Source organism: Lysinibacillus sp. NPDC096418 (assembly GCF_044762775.1).
In the GTDB taxonomy this organism is placed as follows: Bacteria; Bacillota; Bacilli; order Bacillales_A; family Planococcaceae; genus Lysinibacillus.
Genome location: NZ_JBIWEY010000005.1, coordinates 81,051 through 97,873, shown reverse-complemented (window position 1 = coordinate 97,873; position 16,823 = coordinate 81,051). Strand labels below are relative to the sequence as shown.

At 35.7% G+C, this 16,823-nt stretch carries 14 protein-coding genes and 1 riboswitch; all 14 genes read left to right on the top strand.

All coding sequences use genetic code 11. The features are described 5' to 3' along the window. Positions 1-84: 84 nt before the first annotated feature. Entirely contained in the window at positions 85-1,869 is a 1,785-nt protein-coding gene (locus tag ACIQZG_RS06930; RefSeq protein WP_402754437.1) for an acyl-CoA dehydrogenase family protein, read from the top strand. A gap of 349 nt (positions 1,870-2,218) precedes the next feature. Next, positions 2,219-2,575: an arsenate reductase family protein gene (locus ACIQZG_RS06925; protein ID WP_402754436.1), complete on the top strand. Its 357-nt coding sequence runs from the start codon at positions 2,219-2,221 to the stop codon at positions 2,573-2,575. A gap of 79 nt (positions 2,576-2,654) precedes the next feature. Beyond that, the gene (gene gcvH / locus ACIQZG_RS06920; RefSeq protein ID WP_402754435.1) at positions 2,655-3,035 is read left to right on the top strand and encodes a glycine cleavage system protein GcvH; all 381 of its coding nucleotides are present in this window, start codon (positions 2,655-2,657) and stop codon (positions 3,033-3,035) included. A gap of 96 nt (positions 3,036-3,131) precedes the next feature. After that, the gene (locus tag ACIQZG_RS06915) at positions 3,132-3,473 is read left to right on the top strand and encodes a toprim domain-containing protein (protein ID WP_402754434.1); all 342 of its coding nucleotides are present in this window, start codon (positions 3,132-3,134) and stop codon (positions 3,471-3,473) included. Between the two features lie 14 nt (positions 3,474-3,487). After that, complete coding sequence (locus ACIQZG_RS06910; protein WP_402754433.1) at positions 3,488-3,799, top strand: thioredoxin family protein; 312 nt, start codon at positions 3,488-3,490, stop codon at positions 3,797-3,799. Positions 3,800-3,851: 52 nt separating this feature from the next. After that, positions 3,852-3,963: riboswitch (SAM riboswitch) on the top strand. A gap of 295 nt (positions 3,964-4,258) precedes the next feature. Continuing rightward, on the top strand, positions 4,259-5,287 hold the full coding sequence (locus tag ACIQZG_RS06905; protein ID WP_402754432.1) for a methionine ABC transporter ATP-binding protein: 1,029 nt from the start codon (positions 4,259-4,261) through the stop codon (positions 5,285-5,287). Continuing rightward, positions 5,277-5,945: a methionine ABC transporter permease gene (locus ACIQZG_RS06900; protein ID WP_402754431.1), complete on the top strand. Its 669-nt coding sequence runs from the start codon at positions 5,277-5,279 to the stop codon at positions 5,943-5,945. The genes ACIQZG_RS06905 and ACIQZG_RS06900 overlap by 11 nt, the downstream gene beginning before the upstream one ends. Positions 5,946-6,012: 67 nt before the next feature. Further along, complete coding sequence (locus ACIQZG_RS06895; RefSeq protein WP_402754430.1) at positions 6,013-6,852, top strand: MetQ/NlpA family ABC transporter substrate-binding protein; 840 nt, start codon at positions 6,013-6,015, stop codon at positions 6,850-6,852. A gap of 561 nt (positions 6,853-7,413) precedes the next feature. Then, positions 7,414-8,253 carry an amidase gene (locus tag ACIQZG_RS06890; protein ID WP_402754429.1) on the top strand — a complete coding sequence of 280 codons (840 nt, stop codon included), beginning with the start codon at positions 7,414-7,416 and terminating at the stop codon, positions 8,251-8,253. A gap of 654 nt (positions 8,254-8,907) precedes the next feature. Beyond that, the gene (locus ACIQZG_RS06885; protein WP_402754428.1) at positions 8,908-9,846 is read left to right on the top strand and encodes a response regulator; all 939 of its coding nucleotides are present in this window, start codon (positions 8,908-8,910) and stop codon (positions 9,844-9,846) included. Beyond that, complete coding sequence (locus ACIQZG_RS06880) at positions 9,846-10,883, top strand: HEAT repeat domain-containing protein (RefSeq protein WP_402754427.1); 1,038 nt, start codon at positions 9,846-9,848, stop codon at positions 10,881-10,883. The genes ACIQZG_RS06885 and ACIQZG_RS06880 overlap by 1 nt, the downstream gene beginning before the upstream one ends. A gap of 1 nt (position 10,884) precedes the next feature. Next, positions 10,885-12,309, top strand: a complete 1,425-nt coding sequence (locus tag ACIQZG_RS06875) for a glycosyltransferase family 2 protein (RefSeq protein WP_402754426.1) — start codon at positions 10,885-10,887, stop codon at positions 12,307-12,309. Beyond that, the gene (locus ACIQZG_RS06870) at positions 12,306-15,494 is read left to right on the top strand and encodes a hypothetical protein (RefSeq protein ID WP_402754425.1); all 3,189 of its coding nucleotides are present in this window, start codon (positions 12,306-12,308) and stop codon (positions 15,492-15,494) included. The genes ACIQZG_RS06875 and ACIQZG_RS06870 overlap by 4 nt, the downstream gene beginning before the upstream one ends. Positions 15,495-15,531: 37 nt before the next feature. Continuing rightward, the gene (locus tag ACIQZG_RS06865) at positions 15,532-16,638 is read left to right on the top strand and encodes a polysaccharide deacetylase family protein (protein WP_402754424.1); all 1,107 of its coding nucleotides are present in this window, start codon (positions 15,532-15,534) and stop codon (positions 16,636-16,638) included. Positions 16,639-16,823: the final 185 nt, after the last annotated feature.

Sequence of the window (16,823 nt, the reverse complement as noted above, 5' to 3'; positions counted from 1 at the left end):
TCCGAATGATGTACTCAGAGCTTATCTATAGATGGGGATTGTATCGAGCATTTTAAAAAATAGATATTTAGGGAGGAATTTAACATGACAGAAAAAACAACGGATTTCATTAAAGGCGGCGGATTTATTATTGAAGATGTGGAGTTAGATCGAGTATTTACTCCGGAAGATTTCACAGATGAACATAAAATGATTGCAAAAACGACTGAAGAGTACGTAACAAATGAAGTACTACCAGTAGTAGAAAATCTTGAGCATCATGAATTTGAGCATTCAGTACGCTTGTTAAAGAGTGCTGGTGAGTTAGGCTTACTAGGTGCAGATGTACCTGAAGAATATGAAGGTCTAGGCTTAGACAAAGTTTCTTCGGCATTAATCGCAGAAAAAATGTCAGTAGCAGGTGGTTTCTCGATTACACATGGTGCACATGTTGGTATTGGTTCATTACCAATTGTACTTTTCGGTAACGAAGATCAAAAGAAACAGTATTTACCGAAGCTAGCTACAGGTGAGTTAATCGCTGCTTACGCATTAACAGAGCCAGGTTCAGGATCTGACGCATTAGGTGCTAAAACGACTGCAAAGTTAAACGCAGAAGGAACACACTATATTTTAAATGGTGAAAAGCAATGGATTACAAATGCTGGCTTCGCTGATGTATTTGTTGTGTATGCAAAGATTGATGGTGACAAATTCACAGCATTTATCGTTGAACGTGCGTATAACGGCGTTTCAGTAGGTCCAGAAGAAAAGAAAATGGGCATTAAATCTTCATCAACACGTACATTAGTACTTGAAGATGCAGAGGTGCCTGTTGAAAACTTATTAGGTGAAGTAGGTCGTGGTCACGTCATCGCCTTTAACATTTTAAACATCGGGCGTTATAAATTAGGTGTGGGGACAATTGGTGGTTCTAAACGTGCGTTAGAGCTTGCTATCCAATATACAAACCAACGTCAACAATTCAAAACTAAGCTTTCTGATTTCAATTTAACGAAAGAAAAATTATCGACAATGGCTTCTCAATTATATGCGTCAGAGTCATTAAACTATCGTACAGTAGGTTTGTTCGAAGACCGTTTAAGCCAACTTAGTCCAGAAGAACAAAAGCAAGGTAAAGTGATTGCAGGTGCAGTTGCTGAGTATGCCATTGAATGTTCAATCGCAAAAGTATTTGGTTCGGAGACATTGGACTACATTGCTGACGAAGCGGTACAACTACATGGTGGTTATGGCTTTATGGCTGAATACGAAGTAGAGCGCATTTACCGCGATTCTCGTATTAACCGTATTTTTGAAGGCACAAACGAAATTAACCGCATGATCGTACCAGGTACATTCATGAAAAAAGCATTAAAAGGCGAGCTTCCTCTACTTCAAGTCGCACAAAATCTACAAACAGAATTACTAATGCTAATGCCTGAAGAAGTAGGAACAGAAGCTTTAGTACAGGAAAAATATCTTGTGAAAAATGCGAAGAAAATTGCAGTCCTTGCAGCTGGTATGGCAGCACAACGCTACGGTGCGAAACTTGATCAAGAGCAAGAAGTACTTGTTAACATTGCGAACATCGCAAATCAATTATTCGCAATGGAGTCTGCGGTGTTACGTACAGAAAAAGCGATTGCTCGTGATGGTGTTGAAAAAGCAAACCAAAAACTGCTTTACACACAAATCTTCTGCCAAGAAGCATTTGCAGAAATCGAAAAAGAAGCAAAAGATACAATTATTGCTTCAGTAGAAGGTGATGCTGCACGTATGACGCTTTCTGCATTACGTAAACTAACACGCAACAATCCATACAATTTAATCGCGAAAAAACGTGAAGCTTCAGTGAAGCTAATTGACGCTGAAAAATTCGTGGTTTAATTTTATTGGCCTGGCTACTATAGTGGTAGCTGGGCTTTTTTTATTGTTAAGGAAACTATAAAGTTTAATCTGTGACATAGTTGTCGTCTAGGCTAAAGCGCAACATCATCGAGGTCGCTTTGATCCCACGGGCAAAAGTGGTGGCGCGCATACATTTACTTTGGGCTCGCAAGCAGCTATCGGATGTAAAACGAGCGCTTTAGTGCACTTGTTCTTTAGACGGATAGCCATAGCAAAGTGACGGGTAGAATGGTTAAAATGACGGATGATCACTGTAATAGGGTTTTATTTTATCTGTGCTTGTTCAGATGGTATACTACAGAAAAATGAAAAAAGAGGAGTTTTACTTATGACGATTCAATTCATTCAATATCCAAAATGTACAACATGTAAAAAAGCTCAAAAATGGTTAAATGACAACGGAATTGCTTATGAAGAAGTACACCTTGTAGAGCAAACACCAACAAAGGAACAATTGGAGAATTATTGGAAAGTAAGCGAGCTTCCGTTGAAGAAATTTTTCAATACTTCTGGTATCAAGTATCGCGAGTTAGGTTTAAAAGATAAGCTTGCAGATATGACCGAAGAGGAGCAGTTAGAATTGCTTGCTTCAGATGGAATGCTCATTAAACGCCCAATTGTGACTAATGGTAAAAAAGTGACTCTAGGGTTTAAAGAATCCGAATTTGGGGACACTTGGAAATAACGGCTTATAACCTTGTTTTTACTGAAAAAATATGGCACACTAAAAGTGATTGTATTACATAATTTTGGAGGGATTTTTCATGAGCACACCTAAAGACTTACGCTACTCTGAAGAACACGAATGGGTAAAATTAGAAGACGGCAAAGTACGTATTGGTATTTCACACTTCGCACAATCTGAACTTGGAGACATCGTTTTTGTTGAACTTCCACAAGTTGGCGACGAAATTAAAACGGACGACCCATTCGGTAGTGTAGAATCAGTAAAAACTGTTTCTGAACTATACGCACCAGTTTCAGGTAAAGTGGTAGAAGTAAATGCTGATTTAGAAGATAGCCCAGAATTCGTAAATGAATCACCATACGATAAAGCATGGATGATTGTTGTTGAACTATCTGACGCTTCAGAACTTGATAACTTAATGACAGCAGAACAATATACTGCAATGATCGAAGAATAATTTACAGTATGAATAAAAAGCGTCGGCGTATTTGCTCCGGCGTTTTTTCTTATATAAGGATACATTAGGTGAGTAGTGCAAATGGAGGTGGCCGCTGTGTTTGAAGGTAAATGTTTGATTGTTGAGGGGCGATCTGATAAGCTTCGTATCGCACCAATATTAAATGAAGAAGTCACAATTCTTTGTACAAATGGTACAATTGGTGTTCATCAATTAGAGGAATTACTGGATCCATATGAGCAATACGAGCTGTTCACGTTTTTTGATGCGGATGCATCTGGAGAAAAATTACGTGCATTGATGGACAGACATTATCCAGAGGCGGAACATTTACGGACAATGCCGACATATAAAGAAGTGGAGACCACGCCTAGAAGGGTGCTAGCGGCGATTTTATTACGTGCGCATTTCTCTATTCATAAAGAATATATTTTGTAAGGTTGCGTGAAAAAATGGAAGAGTGGTCAAGAGAACAATGGGAAGCATCTGTACAGTCGGGTGCAAAAACTGCGTTTTATTTATACACACCGATGTGTGGAACGTGTGCAGTGGCTTCAAAAATGGTGGACGTTGTTGAGCAGCTTCTACCGGATTTACCTTTAGGTAAGGCGAATCTTAACTTTATGGAGCAACTAGCATATGATTATCATATTGAAAGTGTACCTTGTTTACTTGTTAGTGAAAATGGAAAAGTGACAGAAAAGGTTTATGCGTTTCAATCCGTACCATTTTTGTACGAATTGTTGAAGAAATCAATTGACTGAACTTTGATCGCGTGGTAAAGTAACAACTATATTAAAAAAATCTTATATCGAACTCTTATGAAGAGTGGCGGAGGGAAGTGCCCTGTGAAGCCCGGCAACCATCACGATTGTGAAAAGGTGCCAAATCACCCAAAGAAATTTCTATTTTCTTTGACAGATGAGAGAACGGTTCAACGTATATGGTACGTGGCCCCTTCTACTTGTTTGTGAGTGGAGGGGGCTTTTTATATGCATTCAGCAAATGTGTTCCTATCTCGACATCGTAGTGAAAAGTTACAGGAAACGACCACTTCGATAGTTGATGAATGAACAAACATAGAGCCTCCGGCGTAAGTCACAGATTTTGAATTATGCGAGGACAATTCAAAATCTGGATGCATTGTTTTTCTGCGCGAAAGCAGAGAGTCAGCGGCAATTTCGTCAAGGCGTAATTGATTATGAAGAAAAGGAGTTTTCGCTATGATACAGCTTCAAAATATAACGAAGAAGTACAAAACCGCAAATGGCGAATTAACAGCAGTCAAAGATGTAAACCTTTCTATTAACAAAGGTGAAATTTTTGGCATTATCGGCTACAGTGGTGCTGGTAAAAGTACGATGATTCGTTTATTAAACGGTTTAGAAAAGCCGACATCTGGTACGGTGACGGTAAATAACCAAGAATTTTCAGCAATTAAAGGGCAAAAGCTTCGTGATGCTAGACAAAAAGTAAGTATGATTTTCCAACATTTTAACTTACTTTGGTCAAGAACAGTGGCAGAAAATATTTCTTTCCCACTAGAGATTGCAGGAGTACCAAAAGCACAGCGCGATACACGTGTGAAAGAGCTTATTGCATTAGTTGGATTAGAGGGACGTGATAAGGCGTATCCTTCTCAGCTATCTGGTGGTCAAAAGCAACGTGTGGGTATTGCTAGAGCACTTGCAAACAACCCGGAAGTACTGCTTTGTGACGAAGCAACGTCTGCACTCGATCCAGAAACGACAGACGCTATATTAGATTTACTAGTCGACATTAATGAACGATTAGGCCTAACGATTGTGCTGATTACGCATGAAATGCATGTTATTCGCAAAATTTGTCATCGTGTGGCGGTAATGGAAGCTGGGAAAGTTGTTGAACGTGGTGAAGTGCTACAAGTATTCCAAGCACCTCAAGCTGATATTACGAAAAAATTTGTATCGCAAATTACAGATACGAAAGAAACACAAGAGACAATCGCTCAATTAAAAGCACATTATCCAACAGGACAACTTGTGAAGCTTACTTTTGTCGGTGAAAAAACTGAGGAGCCTGTTATTTCACAATTAGTGAAAAAATTTGATGTAGAAGTAAGTATTGTACACGGGAATATTTCACAAACAAAAAATGGTCCATACGGTACGCTTATTGTACAAGTTGACGGCTCGGCAGAAAATGTGTCAGAGGCATTAAAGTATTTAAATACAGTTGAAGTTCAAACGGAGGTGATTGAACATGTTAACTAGTCTTTTTCCGAACGTCGATTGGGAAAGTATGTGGGCAGCTGCATACGAAACACTTTATATGACAGCCATTTCAACGGTAATCACATTTATTCTTGGACTAGCCATTGGGATTGTATTATTCCTAACGAGTCCGCATCAGTTATGGGCGAATAGGGTTGTCAATTTCTTAACAGGTTCAATTGTCAACATCTTCCGTTCGATTCCGTTTATCGTGTTAATCATTTTATTAATTCCATTTACAAAATTTTTACTAGGTACAATCCGTGGAGCAAATGCAGCTTTACCAGCACTTATCATTGGCGCAGCACCGTTTTATGCACGTATGGTGTTAATTGCTTTACGTGAAATCGATAGGGGTGTTATTGAAGCAGCACGTTCAATGGGCGCAAAAACGTCCACTATTATTTGGAAAGTTTTAATTCCAGAATCCTTACCGGCTCTTATATCAGGAATTACCGTAACAGCAGTAGCTTTGGTTGGTTACACAGCGATGGCTGGTATTATCGGTGCTGGTGGCTTAGGGAACTTAGCCTTCTTAGATGGTTTCCAACGAGGTCGTGATGATGTAACGTTGATGGCAACAATTTTAATCTTAGTAGTCGTATTCATCATTCAATGGATTGGCGATATGATTACATCAAAAACAGATAAACGCTAATCAAGTAGGTTATTCCGGTATATTGCCGCTAACATATTTTAGATAATAGAAAAGGGAGTGTAATCAAATGAAAAAGTTTTTAGCAGGTTTATTAATATCAGTACTTGTACTAGCATTAGCAGCTTGTGGCACTGATAAAAAGGAAGACGCTGGTTCAGGTAATGCAGATACAGAAAAAGTAACATTAAAAGTAGGTGCTTCCAATACACCTCACTCAATCATCTTAAAAAAAGCACAACCAATTTTAGCTGAGCAAGGGATCGATCTTAAAATATCAACATACCAAGACTATGTACTTCCAAATCAGGATTTAGAATCTAAGGACCTAGATGCAAACTACTTCCAACATTTACCTTATTTAGAGGGTGAAATTGAGGCGAAAGGTTATGATTTCGTCAATGCTGGAGCAATTCACGTTGAGCCAATCGGTATTTACTCTAAAAAATACAAATCACTTGAAGAACTACCAAAAGGTGCGACAATTTTACTTTCAAACTCAGTAACTGACCATGGTCGTATGCTAACATTACTTGAAGCAAAAGGCCTAATCAAATTGGCTGATGGCGTAAATAAAAATGAGGCTGAATTAAAAGACGTTGTAGAAAATCCTAAAAACTTTGTATTTGATGCCAACACTGCACCTGAAATGTTAGTGTCAATGTACGAAAACAATGAAGGCGATGCTGTTCTAATTAATGGTAACTATGCAATTGACAATGGATTAAATCCATTTGAAGATTCAATCTCACTTGAAGATACAAAATCTTCATATATAAATGTTATCGCAGTACGTGCTGGTGATGAAACAAAACCAGAAATAAAAAAATTAGTAGAAGTATTAAAATCTGAAGAAATCCAAAACTTCATCACAGAAGAATGGAAAGGCTCAGTCATCCCGGTTAAATAATTTACTTAGTTGAAAAAAATAGTGATATTAGTAGTACAAACCTAGATTATGGTTTGTACTATTTTTTTTTCGAGATTAGGTAAGGACGGTCAATTTAGAATCTGTTGTAAAACAAAGAGATTTCGATCATGTGTGCTGTAGAATTCTATGATTAGTTTTGAGGGATAAGTAAGTTACATATTCTTACATTTAAACAGGTGTGTCGATTAACAAATTCTCATTATTATCTATATAAAATTACAAAGTTGCGTTCAGCTTTGGGATGCTCACTTTCCATGCGGAAACAGGAGTATCGCTTCTACCCTCAATAAAAATGTATTAACACATGCTAGCATTGAGTGAGGAAATAACCAATCTTTTGATAAGTAGAAACCTCATATTCTCCTAGTTAGCGCAAATGACTTTAAATGTTATTACAAAGGGGCGTGTGGTTTTGGTTCCCATTATTGATATTTATCTACAAGAGAATTTCCGATATAGTATAACTTATCTAAATGAATGGAGATGTTTCATATTTTAAAAAATCGAATGATCAAGTTGACGGTAGTATGCATATTATTTATGTCATTGAGTATAGGTAGTACAACGATTAGAGCTGAAAACATTACTGTATTTGATCGATCTACATGGATATGGAATCCGTGGATACTTCTAGATAATGAAGTTGATACATTGAAATTTTTAGAGAGTAAACAAATTAACAAGGTTTATTTACAAGTTGATAGTGATGTTTCAACAAGCGTTTATCAGAAATTTATTGAAAAGGCTACGGCAAAAGGTATACATATTTATGCATTAGCTGGAGAGTCTTATTGGATTACAGAGAATGGCATGGAATATCAAAGTCAATTTTTGAAGTGGGTCGAGCGTTACCAACAGGAAGCAACAGATGCCCAACGATTTTTGGGTATACATTTAGATATTGAGCCTTATGATACGAATATTTGGTCGACAAAACAAACGTTGGCGATTCAGACCTATCAGCAGCTAATTGTACAAGCAAATAAAAAAGCACAGGTCTTAAAATTACCATTAGAGTTAGATATCCCTTTTTGGTACGACGAAATTAAATATAACACTAAATATGGAAAGGGGATTTTGTCTGAATGGTTAATTAAAAATTCGGATGGCGTGACGATAATGGCCTATCGTGATACATCAAAGGAAATTATAAAAATCGTTAAAAATGAAATTGAATATGCTAAGCGGATGAGTAAACCAGTAGTTATAGGTGTTGAAACATTGAAATCAGCTGAGGGAGATAATATTAGCTTTTCAGAAGAGGGGGAGCTATATATGAATAAGCAGCTGAATAAAATTCAAAAACATTATTCAAAAAATCCGAGCTTTAAAGGCGTAGCAATCCATCATTTCGATAGTTGGAAAGGAATGGAACCGTAATAACGATTTCGTGGATAATGATGTAAAAGATTAGTCAACATGACTGATTGAGTAACTTTATATATTTTATTCGAATAATGTTCAGATTTTGTTTAGATAGTACTGATATCGTATAAAAGGTAATCTATAATGCCAATTCATGTGATTTTTTGTAATTTAGTTTTTTGAAAGTGCTTAAAGACAGTCAACTTTGATTGCTATAAAGAGTTTTTATTTTCAATTAGCTGAAAACGATCGCCTCTTTGGTATTGAGATGAATATGATTCTAGCTTTTTGCGATGGAGCTTATGCTCAAAACGCATGTTCTTTGGCAATCTGAGTGATTAACAGCCTGTTAATCGGAGCATGGGGCGGATAGATCAGTTAGATAGAAATATGCATTTCTGTCTAGTTGTAAAGTCTTATTTATTCGGGTCGCTATTTCAAACGTCCGACTAATTATGTTATTATTTACCTAATATATTCCTTATAATAGATTGTTTGGAGATGTATTCAAAACAAAATTATAAGGATTTTCTTGTTCCACAGAAAGGGTTTTTATTACAAAAATAATATAATTTATCAATTTATTAATGAAGGTTAGACGATCTTTATTATGTTTAATGCACTGTTCATGATTATAGACCTAGTTCGTTTGAAAATATTTAAAGCTTAATGAAGTTATTTATTTTCGTAGGGAAAGTAGAGGAGTATGAAATGAATATGTTAATAGAATCGCCTAGAAAGATGAATATACTGAAAGGCAGTGAAGTTATTCCTCTATTTGATGTTTTGAAAGCAAGTATTAGTCGTTCGAATATGGAGTTGACAGTTGTGTTTTTAAAGGCAGCTGCACCAAATGTAAAAAAAGAGTATGAGCGTGAAGATTTTGAAGAGAAAATTACGGATTTTCTTTTAGCGAAAGTTCGGAATACAGATCTGCTTTTTAAGCTAGAGAACAACTTGCAATGGGGAATATTGTTAATACAAAATGGTGAAGAAGAAGGAAATGCGTTTTTAAAGCGACTTTTTCATCTCGCTAAGAATGAGAATCTTTTATTGCATAACGATGATTGTGGTACATTGCAAGGCAGTGTTGTAGAAATTAAAGATGAACAGGTGTTGTTTGAAGATTTAATCGCCAGTCAATCAGCTATTTTTAGTCGAGAATCCGAGCCTTGGAAAATAGATATCGAAACGAGATTTAAGGCACAGCCTATTAAAAATGTGAAGGTAAGTATCATTGAAGAAAATGCTATTTTTAGAGATGTGCTAGAAATAACAGTGCAGAAATTGATTGTAGATTACTTCCACATTGAAACTAAAGTTTTTTCTGATGGCTATGAATTTTTACAATCGGATTGGTATTTTTCAGGGCATACGCATATTGTCGTAATGAATGATATTTTACCCCGTAAAAATGGGATGGAAGTATTACATACATTACGGAAATTAGCGAATCAAAAGAAATTTATTATTTATATGATGACGAATAGAAATTCACAGGCTGATATGGTATTTGCCTATGAAAGCGGTGTGGATGAATATTTATTTAAGCCATTCGATTTACGTTTATTTAAAGCTCAATTACAACGGACATTTGCGAGGCTATGATGATTGAATTATCTATTCAGTTTTTATTAACCGTCATTGTCGTTCTTTTTATGATTTGTGGTGTATTAATTATGTATTTGATTTTTCAAGGAAGACGCGAGGCTCGAGAGAAACGAGAGAAAGAAAATTATACCCAGGATACAAAAATATATTGGCAAGAGTACTTTTTGGAGGATCGTCCACTTGAAAATAAGTTAATTCCGAAAAATAAAAGTGAAGTAGCGGCGATTGAGAATATATTATTATCCTATTTGAAAAATATTTCTAATCCTAATATACATCTTAAAATTCACTCTTTCGCACAGATATATTTAAAGGCCTATTACGAAAAAGAATTGAATAGCAAAAGGTGGAGCCGTAGAATGAATGCGATGTACCGTATTGCGGATTTTCAAATAAAAGATTTAATCAGTACTTGTGAAGTATTGGGTAAACAAAAGTATTCTGTAGAGACATTTCAATTATTAAAAATATATTCGATTCTTGAGAAGGAAAGCTTTACACGTGAATTATTGGCATCGAATGTTACGTTTTCGGAAAGTGAGTATAAAAAATTATTTTCCTATTTAGAGGTAGCGATGCTTGAACAACTTATTATAAAAATCGAGGACTTACAAAAATCTGCACAATATGCATTAATTGATATAATTTCGGTGAAAGGGAGTATGGATGTTATTGAGAGTCTAGAGAAATTGTTAGGTAATGATAATGATGAAATTCGGATACGTATTCTAAAAGGGCTTGATAGAATGGGTGTTATTAGACAGTTAGATACATTTATTCCATTTGTCAATTCGCCGATATGGGAAGAAAGATTAATGGTTGCAAAAGTATTTAAACACGTACCTCTAACATATACAGCTGATTATTTAGAAATATTGCTACAGGATAGTAACTGGTGGGTGCGTTCACAAGCAGCAAGTACGATGATTGAAGATCCAAAAGGTCGTCAGAAATTAAAAGAATTTATTGAAACAGCCAATGACAAATATGCAATTGAAATGGCTAATGAAGTATTAGAAAAAGGATACCTATAGTATGAGTTTATTAGGCAATTTAATGTGGTTTTTTGGTGAACTAATTTTAATATATATGCTACTAGTCATAGTAGTATATGGCATTATGTTTTTTTTCGCGATGTTGCAGTTACGGAAAGAACATAAATTGGATCAATCTGAAACAGATGATATGTATATTGATGCGTTCTATTCAAAGCCAGTTTCTGTTATTGTGCCCGTTTATAATGAAGAAGTCGGTGTTGTAGATAGTGTACATTCATTACTTAGTTTGTACTACCCAGAGCTGGAAATTATCATTGTAAATGATGGTTCTACTGATCGTACGCAAGAAATCGTTATTGAACATTTTCAAATGAAGAAAATAGAAAAAATTATTAAAATGGAAATCCCGACGAATAACATTACTCAAATCTATCAATCACAAATTCATCCAAATTGTATTTTAGTAGAGAAAGAAAATGGTGGGAAGGCAGACGCTTTAAACGTTGGCATTAATATTTCTAAATATCCCTATTTTTGTTCAGTAGATGGAGACTCTATTTTGGAAAGAACATCTTTATTGCGTTTAATGAAGCCTATAACATCATCAGATGGAGAAGTGATTGCAGCAGGTGGGAATGTTCAAATTGCAAATGGGATGAATATGCAACTTGGCTCTATTGTAGAAACGAGTTTGACCAAAAAATATTTAGTTGCAATGCAAGTCATTGAATATTTAAGAGCCTTTTTAATTGGACGAATTACATTAAGTAGATTTAACTTGGTGTTAATTATTTCTGGTGCATTTAGTGTGTTTTCAAAAAAGTGGGTAGTGGATGTAGGTGGCTATACTAAAAGTACGATAGGTGAGGATATGGAGCTCGTTGTGAAGCTACATCGACATATCCGTGAAAAAAAGGAAAATAAGCGGATTGAATTTGTATCAAACCCCAATTGCTGGACAGAGGCACCTGAAACGATGTCTGTTTTAAGACGCCAGAGAAGTAGATGGCATCAAGGTTTATTAGAAAGTTTATGGAAGCATAAGAAAATGACTTTAAACCCTAAATACGGTGCAATTGGATTAATCTCATTCCCTTATTTCTGGCTGATCGAATGCCTAGGACCGATTATAGAGCTCGGTGGCTATATTTATATTGTACTCGCGTTTTTCTTAGGCAGTATTTATTATGAGATTGCGCTTTTACTACTTTTAGCATTTGTACTTTATGGTGTTATATATTCGATGATGGCAGTGTTATTTGAAGCATGGAGTAAAAATACATCGTTTAAGACTGCTGATTTATTGCGTTTGGTTCTACTAAGTTTCACAGAGATTTTTTGGTACCGACCAATTACGCTTTTTTGGCGATGTGAAGGGTTATTTAATTTTGTCGTGAAGAAGAAGGAATGGGGAAAAATGGAGCGTAAAGGTATATCAAGCAAGGAGCAGGAACCGGTATGAAACGTATTTATTTCGGAGTTATAATAGCCCTATTACTTTTAATGATACCGATAGTTCTATGGTTGATGATGCCTAGTAAAGAGCTGAATATTGCAATCATTGATAAAACAGTGTCAAACGAATCATATCGAGAGCATTTAGGGGTAACTTGGCTTTTAAATTATTTGAAATACGAGAATAAAGAAGAACAATATGATAAGTCAAAACATTATTTTGGGACGATTCCAGATGAACAACAAAACAGTGTATCCACCCGTCACTTACCGAAGGATTATAAAGATTATGATGCTATTTATTTAGCAGATACTTACGGTGTATATGAAGATGATCTTAATATGACGAAGGAAAGAAAGGGTGAGCGTACAAAGAAAATTGTTGGAGGACTTGAGCTGCAAGAATGGAATGTCATTATGGAGCGTTTAACAAATCCTGAGAAAAGTTTATTTATTGCAGAATACAACTCTTTTGCATCGCCAACATCTCCTGAAGTTCGCAATCAAGTGCTAGATTATTTAGAAATTAATTGGTCTGGCTGGGTTGGGCGCTATTTCGAAGAATTGGACTTTAGAAAAAATAAAGAAATTCCACAATGGATTATCAATGAATTTGGAGATGATTGGAAATACGATGATGGTGGCTTTATATTAGTAAATGACTTTACTTATGAGGTGTTTGTTTTAGAGTTAGATAAGCATGTAGATAAAGAAGGAATTCAACTTCAATTTACCGAAGCAGGACAACAGTTCTTTAATGTGTCAACAGGCCCACGCTATGACTACTGGTTTGATATTATTACAGCAAAAAATGAAGAAAATGTTTTAGCGAATTATGAATGGAGCTTAACAGAGGAAGGGAAGGCATTATTAACTGAACATGACGTGCCTCTTTCATTTGCAGCAGTAGTATCAGGTGAAAGAAAAAGTGCTACAAATTACTACTTTGCTGGTGATTTTAATGATAATGGGAAGGTACCATTCTTTTACAAGGTAAAGGGGATAGCAGCTGTTTATAGGGTTGCTCAAACTTTTTCAGACGATGCATTTTATTGGTCGGCTTATGTACCAATGATGAAAGCAATTTTAAAGGATTTTGAGAAAAAGAAAGTTGAGCTGAAGCCAAAGGATACCACATCAGGCTTAGGTCATAACGCGCGTATTAATGATCAAACATTTGAGGTTTTAAAGAACGGAAAGTGGGAAGCCCTCACCTTTAAAGGCGTTAATATGGGCATGGGAAAACCAGGATTTTTCCCTGGGGAAGCGGCCATTACTGAAGATGAATATTATCGCTGGTTTCAGCAAATTGGTGAGATGAACGCTAATACAATTCGAGTTTATACATTACATCCTCCCGGGTTTTATAAAGCTCTAAAAAGGTATAACGAAGAGACTAAAACACCTTTATATGTACTACATGGGGTATGGATTGAAGAAAAGGGCTTAGAGGAAACATTAGACGCTTATGACGCTGAGACGCTTGAGAAATTCCATAACGAGATGACAACACTTGTAGATGTTATACATGGTAATAAGTACGTGAAGCATGTAGTAGGACATGCTTCTGGTTTATATGATACAGATGTTTCGCAATATGTAATTGGCTGGGTTATTGGCATTGAATGGTATCCTCATATGGTGATAGGAACCAATGAAAAGCATGCAAATATTGGACAATATGAAGGTGTTTATTTTGAAACGAAGGATGCCACACCATTTGAATATTGGGTTGCGGAGCAAATGGATTATATTACGAAATATGAGCAGGATAATTACGGATGGATGCGCCCTATGAGTTTTACAAACTGGGTTACGACAGATTTATTAGATCATCCATCTGAGCCAAATACAGATGAAGATATTGTCAGTGTTAATCCGAATGTCATTTATACGAGAGGTTTAGCAGAGCAAACGGGGCAATTTGCATCGTATCATGTATATCCATATTATCCAGATTTCTTTAACTATGATGAAAAATATTTAGCATATGTAGATCATCGAGGAAAAACAAATAGTTACGCAGGGTATTTAGCAGATTTACACGCTGCACATCGTATGCCCGTATTAATTGCTGAGTTTGGAATTCCTGGTTCGCGAGGTCTAACTCATGATAATCCGTATGGCTGGACGCAAGGCTTTGTGTCTGAGCAGGAACAAGGTGAAATTTTGACTCACCTGTTTGAGGACATGATGGCAGAGAAATTACTTGGAGGGTTAGTTTTTACGTGGCAGGATGAGTGGTTCAAACGAACATGGAATACGATGGATTATGATAATCCTGATCGTCGCCCATTTTGGTCTAATGCACAAACAAATGAGCAACAGTTTGGCTTATTAAGCTTTGATAGACATAAGGTGCAGATTGACGGAGATATTTCAGAGTGGGAAGCTCCATATTTATATGGGGATCAAGAAGCAAGCAAGTCTACAATGAGCGTTGATTATGATGAACGATATTTGTATATTCAAATAAAACATAAAATGGTGAATGAATCGTCCATCCAAATATTATTAGATGTTGTACCAAATCAAGGTAAAACATCAAAAGCCGATTTGAAAGGCCTGACATTTACAAACGGTATCGAATTTGTTGTCGAACTAAATAAGGATAAAGAGTCACGTATTGTTATCGATCCCTATTACGATTATTATTCCTATTTATATGGGCATGAATTAAAGCTAATTGACATTCCGGCACCAGATGTTATGAAAAACAATACAATGTTTAGTCCGATTTACTATGCTTTAAATAAGGAGCTTTACTTGCCTGAACAGGATATAGCGGTGCCTTTTGCAGCATATGAAACAGGTATGCTGATAGAGGGAAATGGCAATCCAGAGTCGGAAAAGTACAATTCTTTAGTTGATTATACATGGAGCGACGAAGGTATAATCGAATTGCGTATTCCTTGGTTACTTATTCAAGCGAAGGATCCAAGTCGCAAAGAATTTATGGGTGATTTTTATAAAGAGAATGGTGAGGCTTCGTTTTTTGTAAAAGAGATAAACATAGGTGCATTATTTATCAATGATAAAGGTGGTATAGATTCATCGTTGCCTGCGATTGAAAATGGAGTGCTCAATCAATTGAAAAGCTATACATGGGAAAACTGGGATATTCCGAAAACTGAAGAACGTTTAAAAGAATCTTTTGAAATTATGAAGGAAACCTTCGGGAAATTTGAATAGTGGTAAAAAGTATAGAATACGTAAGGGGAGCTTATGGTTGAAATGGTGGAGAAAGTTTATCGTTTTATTAGTCGTTACTGTAGTACTTTTATCAATCAATGATATGAGTGTGACGAGAGCAGAATCAATTACAAAAAACGTAGAAATTACAGATTTGAATAAGGAGTGGACGATTACATTTAATCATGCGGTGGATAAAGCATCTATTACGAATTCTGCTATTACAATAAAAGATGAGGATGGAAATAACTTTCCAATTACATTTGAGGTAAATAATAATAAAGTAATAGTAAAGCCTAAAAAGTCATATGAAAACTATACAACATACACATTAAATGTTCTAAATGATGTGGAGAACTATAAATTAAATCGTTTAACAAGTAATTTCACAATGACTTTTACGACCAACTTTGCAATCGAAAATATGGACAAAATCAAACCTCTAGATGTTGGTGATTATAAAAGTCAGGCACTTGTGACGTTATCTTATGATGATGGCTATCGGAATTGGTATGAAAACGCAGTACCACTTCATTCGAAGTACAATATGCCAGGTACTTTCAATATTATTGGTGATAAATTGCACTCAGGTGATGAAAATTATATGATTCCATCGCAAGTATGGGTTGCACATGATCTGGGTATAGAAATTGCATCGCATACTCAAACGCACTCTTTTTTAACAGAGAAATCAGTAGATGAAATGCATTATGAATTTGCTGAAAGCATAAATGTAATTGAGTCTTTATTAGGTGAAGATTTAGTTTCCACTCTTGCAGTTCCGTACTCATCTTATAATGAAGACATTCAAAAAATCGCTATGCAATATTTCGATGGAGTTCGCGTATTAGGGCGAGAAACTAATTCACCTAATAATTATGATCCGTACTGGTTAAAATCATATGCTGTCACAAATACAATAGAACTTTCTGATGTAAAAAAATGGATTGATAAGGCAGTTGCTGAAAAATCGTGGGTAATTATTATGTTACATGGTATTACTGAGGATCGTTTGGAAGAGTATGAAACAACGCCTCAAATTTTAGAACAAATAATGCAGTATATTGATAGTTTGGGCACAGATGCTATCTTACCAGTGAACACGAAGGATGGGCTACAGCTTACTAAGCAGTGGGCACAATAAAAAGAAGCTATAATGAACAGTGAAAAGATTTATAATTGAGCCTTATTTTTTGTAATGTCATGTTAGATAGTAAGTATTCCTGTTAAGTAAATAGTTAATGTTAAACCGACAACACTTCTTTACCGTGTTATCGGTTTTTTCATTGTTAAAGTAAATATAGGTTTGAATGTGACGTTTTGGAGATC